General features: G+C 68.3%; 12 protein-coding genes. 4 read left to right on the top strand and 8 right to left on the bottom strand.

Annotated elements, in window-relative coordinates; translation table 11 throughout:
• Positions 1 to 8 precede the first annotated feature (8 nt).
• Together IPJ61_RS01615 and IPJ61_RS01610 are read right to left on the bottom strand one after the other, a co-directional pair.
• The gene (locus IPJ61_RS01615) at positions 9 to 1,088 is read right to left on the bottom strand and encodes a transaldolase family protein (RefSeq protein WP_297102358.1); all 1,080 of its coding nucleotides are present in this window, start codon (positions 1,086 to 1,088) and stop codon (positions 9 to 11) included.
• A 139-nt stretch (positions 1,089 to 1,227) separates the two neighbouring features.
• Complete coding sequence (locus tag IPJ61_RS01610; RefSeq protein WP_297102356.1) at positions 1,228 to 1,971, bottom strand: GntR family transcriptional regulator; 744 nt, start codon at positions 1,969 to 1,971, stop codon at positions 1,228 to 1,230.
• Between the two features lie 160 nt (positions 1,972 to 2,131).
• Between IPJ61_RS01610 and iolC the strand changes: the two genes are divergently transcribed.
• Genes iolC through iolD form a run of 3 tightly spaced genes read left to right on the top strand, consistent with a single transcriptional unit; the run spans position 2,132 to position 5,872 of the window.
• The gene (iolC, locus tag IPJ61_RS01605) at positions 2,132 to 3,100 is read left to right on the top strand and encodes a 5-dehydro-2-deoxygluconokinase (protein WP_297102354.1); all 969 of its coding nucleotides are present in this window, start codon (positions 2,132 to 2,134) and stop codon (positions 3,098 to 3,100) included.
• Positions 3,101 to 3,979, top strand: a complete 879-nt coding sequence (gene iolB / locus IPJ61_RS01600) for a 5-deoxy-glucuronate isomerase (RefSeq protein WP_297102352.1) — start codon at positions 3,101 to 3,103, stop codon at positions 3,977 to 3,979.
• 9 nt (positions 3,980 to 3,988) lie between these two features.
• On the top strand, positions 3,989 to 5,872 hold the full coding sequence (iolD, locus tag IPJ61_RS01595) for a 3D-(3,5/4)-trihydroxycyclohexane-1,2-dione acylhydrolase (decyclizing) (RefSeq protein ID WP_297102350.1): 1,884 nt from the start codon (positions 3,989 to 3,991) through the stop codon (positions 5,870 to 5,872).
• Between the two features lie 60 nt (positions 5,873 to 5,932).
• On the opposite strand, the gene IPJ61_RS01590 is transcribed toward iolD, so the two are convergent.
• The 6 genes from IPJ61_RS01590 to IPJ61_RS01565 form a co-directional block, all read right to left on the bottom strand.
• On the bottom strand, positions 5,933 to 6,142 hold the full coding sequence (locus tag IPJ61_RS01590; RefSeq protein WP_297102348.1) for a hypothetical protein: 210 nt from the start codon (positions 6,140 to 6,142) through the stop codon (positions 5,933 to 5,935).
• A 343-nt stretch (positions 6,143 to 6,485) separates the two neighbouring features.
• The gene (locus IPJ61_RS01585; protein WP_297102345.1) at positions 6,486 to 6,746 is read right to left on the bottom strand and encodes a hypothetical protein; all 261 of its coding nucleotides are present in this window, start codon (positions 6,744 to 6,746) and stop codon (positions 6,486 to 6,488) included.
• 158 nt (positions 6,747 to 6,904) lie between these two features.
• Complete coding sequence (locus IPJ61_RS01580; RefSeq protein WP_297102343.1) at positions 6,905 to 7,822, bottom strand: helix-turn-helix transcriptional regulator; 918 nt, start codon at positions 7,820 to 7,822, stop codon at positions 6,905 to 6,907.
• A gap of 87 nt (positions 7,823 to 7,909) precedes the next feature.
• Positions 7,910 to 9,283, bottom strand: a complete 1,374-nt coding sequence (locus IPJ61_RS01575) for a hypothetical protein (RefSeq protein WP_297102341.1) — start codon at positions 9,281 to 9,283, stop codon at positions 7,910 to 7,912.
• A gap of 83 nt (positions 9,284 to 9,366) precedes the next feature.
• Positions 9,367 to 10,395, bottom strand: a complete 1,029-nt coding sequence (locus IPJ61_RS01570; RefSeq protein ID WP_297102340.1) for a LacI family DNA-binding transcriptional regulator — start codon at positions 10,393 to 10,395, stop codon at positions 9,367 to 9,369.
• A gap of 281 nt (positions 10,396 to 10,676) precedes the next feature.
• Positions 10,677 to 11,537 carry a sugar phosphate isomerase/epimerase family protein gene (locus tag IPJ61_RS01565; protein WP_297102338.1) on the bottom strand — a complete coding sequence of 287 codons (861 nt, stop codon included), beginning with the start codon at positions 11,535 to 11,537 and terminating at the stop codon, positions 10,677 to 10,679.
• A gap of 126 nt (positions 11,538 to 11,663) precedes the next feature.
• Between IPJ61_RS01565 and IPJ61_RS01560 the strand changes: the two genes are divergently transcribed.
• Positions 11,664 to 12,647, top strand: a complete 984-nt coding sequence (locus tag IPJ61_RS01560; protein WP_297102336.1) for a Gfo/Idh/MocA family oxidoreductase — start codon at positions 11,664 to 11,666, stop codon at positions 12,645 to 12,647.

Below are 12,647 nucleotides of genomic sequence, written 5' to 3'. Positions count from 1 at the left end.
TGACCCTGTCAGGGAGCGGGGACGAGGATGTCGGCGACCAGCTGGTCGAGGTCGGCGTCGGCCTGCAGGAACTGGCGCAGCGTCTTGCGGGTGGGGCCGAAGCTCTCGAACTCCTCTTCCGTCATGCCGTCGACCTCGTAGGCGCGGCGGAAGTCCTCGAGGCGGTTCAGCTGCTCGATGTAGTCCTCACGCACCGGCACGTCGATCTTCGGCTCGACGACGTAGTCGGAGCCCTGGATGATCTTCTGCCAGCCGAAGGGCGGGGAGACGACGACGTCGCCGCCGACGAGTTCCGACCACTGCATCACGTTGCGGAAGGCGGCGGAGAGGACGCGCGAGCGGTAGCCGCGCTCCTGGAACACCTGGTAGGCGCGCTTCATGCACGCGACGCCGGCCCATTCGAGCGCGGAAGGATCGATGAAGACCTTGTCGCGGGCGACGACGTGCTTCAGCCAGTCGTCGAGCCGGCCGCCCATGATGGTGACAACGGGGCCCATCTCGGAGACGTCGTGGCCTGCGGCCTCGCGGGCCTTCAGGCCCCGCTCGATGGCCTCGGCGGCCTGCACGGCCTGCGGCACGGAGAAGGAAACGGTGACGTTGATGGAGACGCCGCGGGAGGTGGCGTCCTCGATGGCCTCGAGGCCGGTCTTGGTCGCGGGGATCTTCACCACGATGTTCTTGGCGAGGTTGTGGAACTCCTCGGCCTGGTCGGCGAGCGCCTTGGCGTTGCGGAAGAAGCGGGGGTCGGTCTGTACCGAAAGGCGGCCGTTGCGGCCCTTGTGCTCGTCGAAGATCGGCTCGAGCAGCTGCGCGGCCTCGATCGACATGTCCTTGACGGCCTGCCAGCCGATATCGGCAAGGCCCCAGGTGGGGTTGGCGTCGGCGATGGCCTGGATCCGAGGCTTCCATACGTCGAGGTTCTTGGAGATCGTGGTGTACGCGATCACCGGGTTGCAGGTCGCGCCGACCCCGCCGAAGGAGATCGACTGCTTCAGCTCCGCGAGGTCGGACGAGTCGTTCCACAGCGCGGTTGGCGTGGTCTGCGCCGCGTCAAGCAGCGGGCCGGGGGTGTAGGTGATGTCAGCCATCGGGTGCTCCTGTATTTACATGGCGGCCGCAACGCCGCGATTCGTCACCCATTACACCCCACCTTGGGCTCACGTGTCAACCTAATGTTAGAACAAATGAGCGTCGGTTTTCGGCCGCTGAAGGCGGGTGGAGGCTGGCTCAGGACGTGAAGAGGGAGAACCGGAAGGAGTAGAGGCTGGGGCGGTAGACGTGCGTTCCCACCTCGACGACACGGCCCTCGGCGGTGCGTCCGACGCGGTGCATCGTCAGCAGCGGGGCGCCAGGGTGCTCCCCGAGGAGCTCGGCCTCCTCGGCGGTCGCGCCGCGGGCGCCGATCTGCTGGCTGGCGGCGGCGATGTCGACGCCGTGCTCGCGCAGGCAGTGATACAGGCCGTTGGCGCCCAGGTCCTGCCAGGACGGCGCGATGTCGAGCGGGATCAGGTTGGTGAGGACGGCGAGCGGGTGGTCGTCGGCATAGCGGAGGCGCTTGACGTCGAGGATGCCGTCGCCCGCCTTGATGTCGAGCTCGCTCGCCTCCTCGGCCGTCGCTTCGCGTACGCCGTAGCCCAGGACCTTCGTGGTGGGGGTGAAGCCGGCGAGCGCGAGGTCCTCGTTGAGGGACGAGAGCTTCATGGGACGGTGTACATGGGGCGGGGTGACGCGAGTGCCGACGCCGCGGCGTCGCGTCAGCAGGCCCTTGTTCGCCAGTTCCTGCAGCGCGCGGCGCGCGGTGGGGCGCGCGACGTCGAGACGCATGGCCATCGAGACCTCGTCCTCGATGAGGGCGCCCGCCGGCAGCTCACCGGAGAGGATCGCGGCCTCGATCGGCCGGGCGATCTGTTCATACAAGGGCGTGGAGGACTCCCTGTCCATGATGATCTCAGGTGTGTAGGTCTCGTCCATATCAACCTCCGTCCGCAGGGTCGGTATGTCTCACCATGCCGTGACCGTGCCTTGATCCCGGTGATCATACCGCGTATCGGTGCGCTATATTTGTCAGAACATAGTTTGACGGAACGGTCGGTTTCCGGCAGACTCGGGCGCAAAGAGGGAGGTCGTCGGGGTGGATGGCTCGAGGTCACGCGACGTGCTGGCTATTGGCCGGTGCGGCGTCGATCTCTACCCGATGCAGCCCGGCCGCCGCCTGGAGGACGTCGACACCTTCGCCAAGTTCCTCGGCGGCTCCGCGACCAACGTCGCCGTCGCGTGTGCCCGCTACGGCCGCGACGCCGCCGTGCTCACCGGGGTCGGCGACGATCCGTTCGGTCGCTTCGTTGTCACCGAGCTCGCCCGGTTGGGTGTCGACCCGTCGCTCGTGGTCACCAACCCCCACTTCAACACCCCGGTCACGTTCTGCGAGCTGTTCCCGCCGGACGACTTCCCGCTCTACTTCTACCGATGGCCCACCACCCCGGATCTCGAGGTCGGCCCGGAGCATCTGCCCGCGGACCTCGAGCGCTATCGCATCCTCTGGCTCACCGTCAGCGGCCTTTCCGCGGAGCCGTCGCGCGCCATGCACGAGCTGGCCCTCGCCCGGCATCGTGATGGTCTCGCCGTCCTCGACCTCGATTACCGGCCCCGGTTCTGGATCGACGAGGCGTCGGCCTCCGAGGCCGTGGCCCGTGTGCTCGGCAGCGTCGACGTGGCGATCGGGAACGTCGAGGAGTGCAGGATCGCCGTGGGGGAGAGTGACCCCGAGCGCGCCGCCGACGCCCTGCTCGAGCGTGGCGTGGAGATCGCGTTCGTGAAGCAGGGGCCGACGGGGACGCTGGTGAAGTCGCGGACCGAGCGCGCCTTCGTCCCGGCCTTCCCCGTTGAGGTCGTCAACGGACTCGGCGCAGGCGACGCGTTCGGTGGCGCCGTGTGTCATGGTGTCCTGAATGGCTGGGGCGTCGAGCAGATCGCGACCTTCGCGTCCGCAGCGGGCGCCATCGTCGCGTCGCGGCTGGAGTGCTCGACCGCGATGCCGCGTCAGGACGAGGTAGCAGAGCTGCTGGCCGCCGCGGGGCGGGGCTTCGAGATGGAGGGATAGATGAGCGACAACGACACCTATGTGATCCGGGCGGGATCGACGGCGCACGGCCAGTTCGAGACCGACGTCACCGCCGAGCGCGCGGGCTGGGAGTTCAGCGCGATCAAGGTGCTGGCGCTGCCGGCCGACGGCGCACAGGAGGTGAGCACCGGCGACAGCGAGCTGCTCGTGCTGCCGCTCTCCGGCGGCTGCGTCGTCGAGGTCGACGGCGCGTCGCACCGAATCTCCGGCCGTCCGGAGGTGTGGACGGCGATCACCGACTACCTCTACATCCCGCGCGACACCACCTTCACCGTCCGGAGTCAGCACGGCGGCCGCTTCGCGCTGCCCGCGTCGAAGGCGACGACAGACCTGCCCGTGCGCTACTGCCCGGCCTCCGAGGTGGTCACGACGCTGCGGGGAGCGGGCAACTGCTCGCGCCAGGTCAACAACTACGCGCTGGGTAACACGCTGGACACCTCCCACTTGCTCGCCTGCGAGGTGCTTACCCCCGGCGGCAACTGGTCCAGCTACCCGCCGCACAAGCACGACGAGCACAACGACGTCGAGCGCGTGTTGGAGGAGATCTACTACTACGAGGTGCGGCCGGCCGCGAACGGCACCACGGGCATGGCGATCCAGCGGATCTACCCTTCGCCCGGCAAGCCCATCGACGTGTGCGCCGAGGTCCACTCCCGCGACGTCGTGATCATGCCCCACGGCTATCACGGCCCCTCCATCGCCGCGCCCGGATACGACCTCTACTATCTGAACGTCATGGCAGGCCCGGCCGAGGATGCCACCTGGCTCATGACCGATGACCCCGAATACACCTGGCTGCGGGAGACCTGGAACACCCAAGAGGTCGATCCCCGCCTGCCCATGACCCCCCTCAACTAAGGAGTGAACATGTCGGAAACCGTACGCCTCACCGTCGGGCAGGCGACCATCCGCTTCCTCGTCAATCAATTCGTCGAGGCCGACGGCGAGTCCAAGCGCCTGATCGCCGGCGCGTTCGGCATCTTCGGGCACGGCAACGTCGCCGGCATCGGGCAGGCGCTGCTGCAGAACGAGATCGATCCCGAGCCGGACGGCGGCGCGATGCCCTACATCATGCCCCGCAACGAGCAGGGCATGGTCAACGCGGCGGCCGCGTTCGCGAAGGCGACCAACCGTCAGCAGACCTACATGTGCACCGCGTCGATCGGTCCCGGCTCGCTGAACATGGTGACCGGCGCCGCGCTGGCCACCACCAACCGGCTTCCCGTGCTGCTGTTCCCATCGGACCAGTTCGCGACCCGCCACCCGGATCCGGTGCTGCAGCAGATCGAGGATCCGTCGTCGCTGGCCGTCAGCGCCACGGACTGCTTCCGGCCGGTCTCCCGGTTCTTCGACCGGATCGAGCGCCCCGAGCAGCTGATCTCGTCCCTGATGAACGCGATGCGCGTGCTCACCGACCCGGTCGACACCGGCGCGGTCACCGTCGCGCTGCCGCAGGACGTGCAGGCAGAGGCCTATGACTTCCCCGTCGAGTTCTTCAAGCCGCGCACGTGGCGCATCCGCCGCCCCGCCCCGGAGCCCGTTGCGATCGAGCGCGCGGCCGAGATCATCCGCGGCGCCGAGCGTCCGCTGGTCGTCTCCGGTGGCGGCACCATCTACTCGCTGGCCTCAGAGGAGCTGCGCGCATTCGCGTCGGCCACCGGCATCCCGGTCTCCGATACGCAGGCAGGCAAGGGCGCGATCAACTTCGACCACCCGTGCGCCGTGGGCGGCGTGGGCTCGACGGGTGCCAAGTCGGCCAACGTGCTAGCCGAGGCCGCGGACGTCGTGATCGGCATCGGTACGCGTTACTCGGACTTCACCACCGCCTCGCACACCCAGTTCAAGAACCCGGACGTCACCTTCGTCAACATCAACGTCGGCGCGTTCGACGCGGCGAAGCACGCGGCCGAGATGGTGGTCGCGGATGCCCGGGAGGCGTTGGTCGCGCTGACCGCGGCCCTTGCCGGCTATCGCGTGCCCTCGACGTACTCGGAGCAGATCGCGGAGCTCCGCGAGGAGTGGGCCGCCGCGACGGAGGCCTGCTACACGACGCGGAACGAGCTGCCCGCCCAGACCGAGGTGTTCGGCTCGCTGAACCGCCTGATGGGTGACAACGACGTCGTGATCAACGCCGCCGGCTCGATGCCGGGCGACCTGCAGTGCCTGTGGCAGGCCAAGACGCCCGTGCAGTACCACCTGGAGTACGCGTTCTCGACGATGGGCTACGAGATCCCCGCCGCGCTGGGAGTCAAGCTCGCGCTGCCGGAGTCCGAGGTGGTCGCGATCGTCGGCGACGGCACCTACCAGATGCTGCCGATGGAGCTCGCGACCATCGTTCAGGAGGGCATCAAGGTCATCTTCGTGCTGCTGCAGAACTACGGCTTCGCGTCGATCGGCGCGCTGTCGGAGTCGCATGGCTCGCAGCGCTTCGGCACGCGTTACCGCAAGGGCGTCGCGCACAACGCCGACGGTTCCCTGCTGCCGGTCGACATCGCGGCCAACGCGGAGTCGTGGGGCCTCAGAGCGATTCGCGTCACGACCATCGACGAGTTCGAGGCCGCCTACGCCGAGGCGGTCGCCTCCGATGTCGCGGTGATGATCCACATCGAGACCAACCTGTACGGCCCCAACCCGCCCGGTTCCAGCTGGTGGGACGTGCCGATCTCCGAGGTGTCGCGGATCGAATCCACGCAGCAGGCGCGGGAGTGGTACGTCGGCATGAAGCAGCCGCAGCGCCAGTACCTGAACTGACGACGACGTCAGAGGGCGGGCACCCCGGTGGGGTGCCCGCCCTCTGTTGGGTCGGGGTGGTTATCGGCGCGCGGCGCGAACCTCGGACGCGACGCCGAGGCCGACGACGGTCAGGAAGAGGACGAAGAACCAGAGGGGGCTGGCGAGGGTCAGAGCGACCCCGAGGCCGAGGATCACCGCGGCGACGGCGAAGACGGTCGTGATGGTGCGCGCGTCAGAGGCGGTCGCGGTGCGGGTCTCGTTGACACGAGCTGCGGAGTGCTTAAGCATGTCCGCTCCTTTCGGTGCATGGTGCGGGCGGACACGATGTGTTGTCGTGCGCTCGCACGACTTTGTGTGTGTCTCCCCGTCTGGGGCGACTATCTCCCCGGTTGGGGTGATACCTCAACGCTAACTGGCTGCGGACAAAGAATCAAATCCCGACCGTCGGTCAGGTTTTGCTATAAGCGAACGACGCGTCCGGGTGTCGGGCCGGAGCCCCAAGGCCGACCCCGTGCTCTCCTTGCTGCGTTCGGAGTGGCTCATCCTGGCATCGGTGCGTGAACTGAGGGGCACGACGAAAGGGCGGGCACCCTGTGGGGTGCCCGCCCTTTGTGACGGTTGGGGATGGCTGTCAGCGGGTCGCGCGTACTTCGGCGCGGACCTCTGCGGTGGCGGAGGTGGCGACGCCGAGGGTGCCGGCGATCAGAGCGAGGCCGAGGCCGAAGAGCCAGATGTTGTTGGTGAGGGTCAGAGCGACCCCGAGACCGAGGATCACCGCTGCGACGGTGAAGATGGCCGTGATGGCGCGCGCACCAGAGGCGGCGCGGGTGGACGCGCCGGAGGCGGCGCGGGTGCGGGTCTCGTGAGTACGAGTTGCGGAGTGCTTGAACATGTCCGCTCTTTTCGGTGCATGGTGCAGGACACGGTCTGATGCCGTGCACTCCGCACGACTTCGTGGGTGTCGCCCTTCGGGCGACGTATGCCTCCCCGGTTGGGGTGACACCTCAACGCAAACCACCATTCACCCGAGAATCAAATCCCGACCGACGGTCAGATTTTGCCGTCAGTGAACCGTCCGGCCTGGGGCGTCGGGTCGGGGTGAACGGAGCTGCCTGAGGGGCTCGCCGGCGTGGCGGCGAGGCTGCCGAGCAGCTTCAGGCGATCCTCGGTAGGGCTGCCGGGTTCGGAAGTGTAGCCGAACATGAGCCAGTCGGGATTGCCCGGCAATTCCATGGCCTCATAAGTCAGCTCCAGGTCGCCGACGACCGGGTGGCGGATCCACTTGATGCCCGTGCGGTGATATCGCACGTTGTGAGCGGACCAGCGCCGCCGGAAGGCGTCGCTGCGGGTGACGAGCTCCCCGATCAGGTCGGTGAGCTGCCTGTCTCGCGGATGCTGCCCGGCGGACGTCCGGAGTGTCGCGACGAGGTCGTCGGCGCTGCGCTCCCAGTTCGGGAAGAAGAGCCGCGAGGCGGGGCTGAGGAACATGAACCGGGCGGTGTTGCCGCGGCCGGCGGGGTCGTCCAGCATCGGCTGGTAAAGCGCTCTGCCCAGCAGGTTCGCCGTGATGGGGTTCATTCGGCGGTCCCGCACCCAGACCGGGGCGCCGGTGACAGCGTCGACCAGCCGTTGCAGGCTGGGTCGCACCGTCTGTTCCGCACGCGGCCTGCGCCTCCCCGGCGGTTGCGGGTTGGCCGCGCGGGCGAGGTCGTGCAGGTGGTCGGCCTCGGCGTCGTCCAGGTGGAGCGCGCGGGCGAGCGCGTCGAGCACCTCGGGGGAGACCCCGCGCAGGTCGCCGCGCTCCATCCGCGCGTAGTAGTCCACGCTGATCGCGGCCAGCGTGGCCACCTCCTCGCGGCGCAGCCCGGGGACCCGACGGCGTCCCCCGCCGATGATCCCGGCCTGCTCCGGTGTGATCCTGTCGCGTCGGCTGCGGAGAAACGTCCCGACCTCGCCCCGTTGGTCCATGGTCTCAACCGTATTCCGGCCGACCCGCCCGTGGGGTGTACGGCTGCTACACGGCTGACGCCGCAACCAGTCGGCGGGACACTAGGCTCAGCTCTTGATCTTCGAGGTGGCCGACGACGTGCGCGAGGCGGTCGTGTAGCCGCTCTTCTTGCCGGTCGCCTTGACCTTGATGGTCTTCGTCGCGTCCGCCTTCGTCAGCTTGTAGCTGGACTTCGTCGCGCCCTTGATGGTCTTGCCGTTGCGGTACCAGGTGTAGCTGAACGTTGTGCCGGCGGTCCACGAGCCGCGGGTCACGGTGAGGGTCTTCCCGACCTTCCGAGTGCCCGCGATCTTCGGCTTCGTCGTCGTCAACGTGCCCGGCGCGATCGTCTTGGCCGCCGAGGTCGCCGTCGCGAACCGGTACCCGGACTTGGTGCCCGTCACGGTGACGGTGAGCTTCTTCTTCGCGTCGGCGCCGACGGCCGTGTAGCTGGACGCCGTCGCGCCTGCGATGGCCTTGCCGTCGCGCTTCCACTGGTAGGTGAAGCCGGTTCCCGTCGTCCAGGCGCCAGGCTGGGCCGCGACCTTGGAGCCGACCTTTGTCGTCCCGGTGATCGCAGGTGCGCCGGGCGAGACCGCCCTCGTGAAGCCGACGGCCATGGTGATCTGCGTGCTCTCCCAGGGCTTGAGCGCCAGCTGTGTGGCCTCGGCCTCGTTCGGGGTGCCGAAGTCGATCCGGGGGACCTCGACGGTGTGCTTCTCTCCCCGGAAGTACTCGCGGACCGTCGTCGCGCCCTCCTGCCACTCCGCCCACACGATGTAGGTGCCGACGGGGGCACCGTCGAACCTGTAGACACCGAAGGAGGCGTCGCCCGGGCATCCGACGAAGTCCGGGTCGTCCCAGCCGGCCTGGGCAGGCTGGAGGGAGTACTCCTTGCTGGTTGCCACGTTCCTGGCCGACATCTTGTAGATGGGGCGGTTGCGGCAGGACCCGAAGGAGGGCTGCAGCCGGGCCTGCTCCGTGAACGCGGTGGTGCCGAGAGACGTGTTGCCGGTGATCGCGATCGGCGTGTCGGTGCTGTACCCGCTCGCCGAGCCGCCGCCGGGCAGCCAGGCGTTGATCGTGACGTAGTAGTCGCCGCTCTCCAGGCCGGTGACCGACCATCTGCCCGTCGACTCGACGTAGGCGACGTCGGGGTGCTTCAGATCGAGGGAGCGGTTCTTCGCCGACGGCTTGCCGACCGGCCCGTAGACGGAGAGGTAGACGCCCGTGGTGTCGGTGCTCCCGGTCGTGAGGTCCAGTGCCTTGCGCACGGAGGCGGGAGCGCTGGCGGGGAAGGTGATGGTGCCGCTCAGCGCGTATGTCGTCGCGGCCTGCGCCGTCGGCGAGACGCCGAGGCCGAGCAGGCAGGCCAGGACCGCCGTGACGAGAGCTACGGCGCGCGTAGCCCCATGGGTCGCGAGTGGGGGACGGGGTGCCATGGGTTCTCCTTGGGGGTGGATGTGCCGGAGATTCTAGGCACGCCGGCGCCAGGCGCGTAGACGCCCAAGTGGGAGCGAAGAGCTCACGCGTACGGGGTGCTGGTCGAGCCGCGGACCTGTAGCTCGGCGGGCACCTGGTGGATCCGCTGGGGGAGCGTTGGGGTGGCCAGCCGCTCGATGAGGAAGCGGCCCGCCTGGGCCCCGACGGCGAAGCTTCCGTTGTCGACCGAGGTCAGGGAGATGTGCCGGATCTTCGCGACGAACGTGTTGTCGTAGCCGATCAGGGAAAGGTCCGTAGGCACGCTCAGACCGAGGTCGAACGCGGCCGACAGCGCCCCGATGGCCGTCATATCGTTGAAGGCGAGTAGCGCCGTCGGACGGACGGGTAGGGAGAGAAGCCGCCTGCTGACGGCGTACCCGACCTCCTCGCTGGTGCCGGCGGGCTCGTGGTAGGCGTCGGCGTCGAGGCCCGCGGCCTGCATCGCATCCTGGAAGCCGGCGCTCCGCAGCACGCCGATCTCGTCCGGTCCGCTGAGGTGCCCGATCCGGGTGTGGCCGAGTCCCAGCAGGTGCTCCGTCGCGGCACGGGCGCCTGCCCTGTCGTCGTCGACGACGATGTCCGTGCCAGGAACCTTCGGGTCACGGGTCCCCGCGAGCACGATCGGCAGTTGACCGGCCGCCTTCTGAACGGCCTCGTCATCGTGCATCGTGCCGACCAGGACGAGGCCGTCGACATTCTGGCCGAGCAGCTTCGTGATTGAGCTGACGCCGATCCGGTGGTCGGTGGCCCGGTCAGTGAGCAGGGGAGAAAGGCCCGAGCTGTGCAGCGTGGTGGCGAGACCCGCGAGGAGGTCGATGAACCACGGGTTGCTGAGATCGTTGACGATGACGCCGACGGTGTCGGAGCGTTGCCGCGAAAGCGCCCTGGCCCGGGAGTTGGGGCGGTAGCCCAGGTCCGCGATCGCCTGTTGGATGGCCTGGCGGCTCGCGTCGCTCACGCGCCCCTTTCCCTGGAGCACGGAGGATACGAGCGACTTGGAGACTCCCGCCCGCTCCGCGACGTCGCGGATGGTGGGCGCGCGCCCCGATAGCTCGCGCGGCGGGAGCGTCACTGGGCCCCGGCCGCGTAGAGCGCGGGCTTGTTCATCATGCGGGTCATCCCTCCGGATCAGGCGAGGCCGAGGCCGAAGGATGCCACGTACTCGCGCGCACCCTGGTCGGGACACACCCCGATCGTGAGCTTCGAGTAGCGGGGATCGGTGTTGCGTGCCTTGGAGATGTCCACGGCGAGTCCTTTCGAGCGCGACGGCGGGATCAGCCTACGTCAAATGCTGGAACGGTGCAGCATCGTCCAGCATCCACTCGACTCTGCCGGGATGTGTCCCGAGTCGGGTCAGGCCAGGGCGGCGAGGGCGGCGAAGGAGGCCTTCGCGTTCTCGACCGGGCCGCCGTCGGCCGGGGGCTCCTCGTCGAGCATGATGTCCTGCTCGAGCACCCAGTAGCCGTCGAAGCCGGCGTCGTCGAGCAGCGTGACGATCGCGGCGAAGTCGATGTCACCCTGGCCGATCGGCGTGAACATGCCCGCTTTGATGCCCTCGCTCCAGGTCAGCTCGCCCGGCAGCAGCTTGTCGGTCAGCGCCTTGTCGACGTCCTTTGCGTGGACGATGTCGACGCGGTCGGCGTACTTCCCGACAAGGTCGACGACGTCAGCGCCGCCGGCGGTCAGGTGACCCGTGTCGAGGCAGAGGCCGACGGTGGAGTTGTCGAGCACGCGCACGACCTCGTCGACGTTCTGCACCATGGTGCCCCAGTGCGGGTGCAGGCAGGCGGTGACGCCCTTGGCGGCGCAGACCTCGCGGATGCGGGTGAGGTTGTTGAAAAGCGTCGCCCAGCCCTGCTCGTCGAGGACGGGGCGGTCGTCGTAGCCCTCCTGGCCGGAGTCGGCCGCGAGCACGAGGAACTCGCCACCCGCGACCTCAAAGGCTTCGAGCTCCTGCTCGACCTGCGGGATGGGGTCGAACTCGGGGTCATGCATGACGGCGAGGAAGAACGCCCCGACCGGCTTCAACCCGAACTCGTTGACGACGGCGGCGCGCTCCTCGGCGTCGAGCGGCAGCCAGCCCTGCGGGCCGAATTCGGTGGCGGTCAGGCCGATCTCGCGCATCTCGGTCAGCACGCGCTCGGGCGTCATCTGGTAGCCCCAGTTGGGGACTTCGCACACGCCCCAGCTGATCGGGGCTCCGGCAATCTTCATGGTGTTTTCTCCTTTGGCGGAATCTGCTCGGAAAGCATATGCTGGACCGGTCCAGTGTAGTCCAATTGTCGCGGTCTCTTCAGCCCGAGGCCGCCGTTACGCAACATCCATGAAGGAGATCCCACGATGCAGCGTTTTGCCCTCCTCGGTGCCGGGTTCATCGGCTCGGTCCACGCCCGAAACCTCGCCGAGAACCCTTTGGTGGAGTTCGTGTCCGTCTATGACGCCGCCGCGGATCGAGCCGCCGCGATCGCGGGCCAGTACGGGGCGAAGGCCGCGTCGTCGGTGGACGAGGCGATCGACGGCGTCGATGCCGTGTTCATCGCCTCCTCCACCGACACTCACGCCGCCAACCTCAAGGCCGCCGTCGACGCCGGGGTCGCCGCGCTCTGCGAGAAGCCCATCGACCTCTCCCTCGAGCGCGCGCGCGAGGTTGTCGAGTACGCGAAGGGCGCAAAGGTGATGGTGAACTTCAACCGCCGCTTCGACCCTGATCACGCCGAGCTGAAGCGCATCGTCGACGAGGGCTCCGTGGGCGCCGTCGAGCTGATCCAGCTGACCAGCCGCGGACCCGTCGTCCCTCCCCTTGAGTACATCAAGGTCTCCGGTGGCCAGTTCCGTGACCAGACCGTGCACTTCTTCGACCTCGCCCGGTGGATCGCCGGCGCCGACCCGGTCGAGGTCTTCGCCACTGGGTCCGCGCTGGCCGAGCCTCGCCTCGCCGAATACGGCGACGTCGACACATCCGTCTGCGTGCTGAAGCTGCCCAACGGCGCCCTCATCCAGATCGATAACAACCGCCGAACCGGTTACGGCTACGACGAGCGTCTCGAGGTGCTCGGCTCGACCGGACTCGTCCAGTCGCAGGCGCACCGCACGCGCACCGTGACCCGTTACGGTGCGGGCCAGGTCATAGAGTCGGGCATGCCCGCAGGCTGGTTCGACCGCATGCAGCCCACCTACGCCCTCGCGCTGGATCACTTCGTTCAGCTGCTGGAGGCCGGCGCGCCGATCGAGCCGGCGCTGTCTGACGGCCTCAAGGCGCAGGCGATCGCCGAGGCGGCCACGCGCAGCCTGCACAGCGGCGTCAGCGAGAAGATCGAGTACTGA

Source organism: Tessaracoccus sp. (assembly GCF_016714275.1).
Classification (GTDB): Bacteria; Actinomycetota; Actinomycetes; order Propionibacteriales; family Propionibacteriaceae; genus Arachnia.
This window is presented reverse-complemented; position numbering and strand designations above follow the sequence as displayed.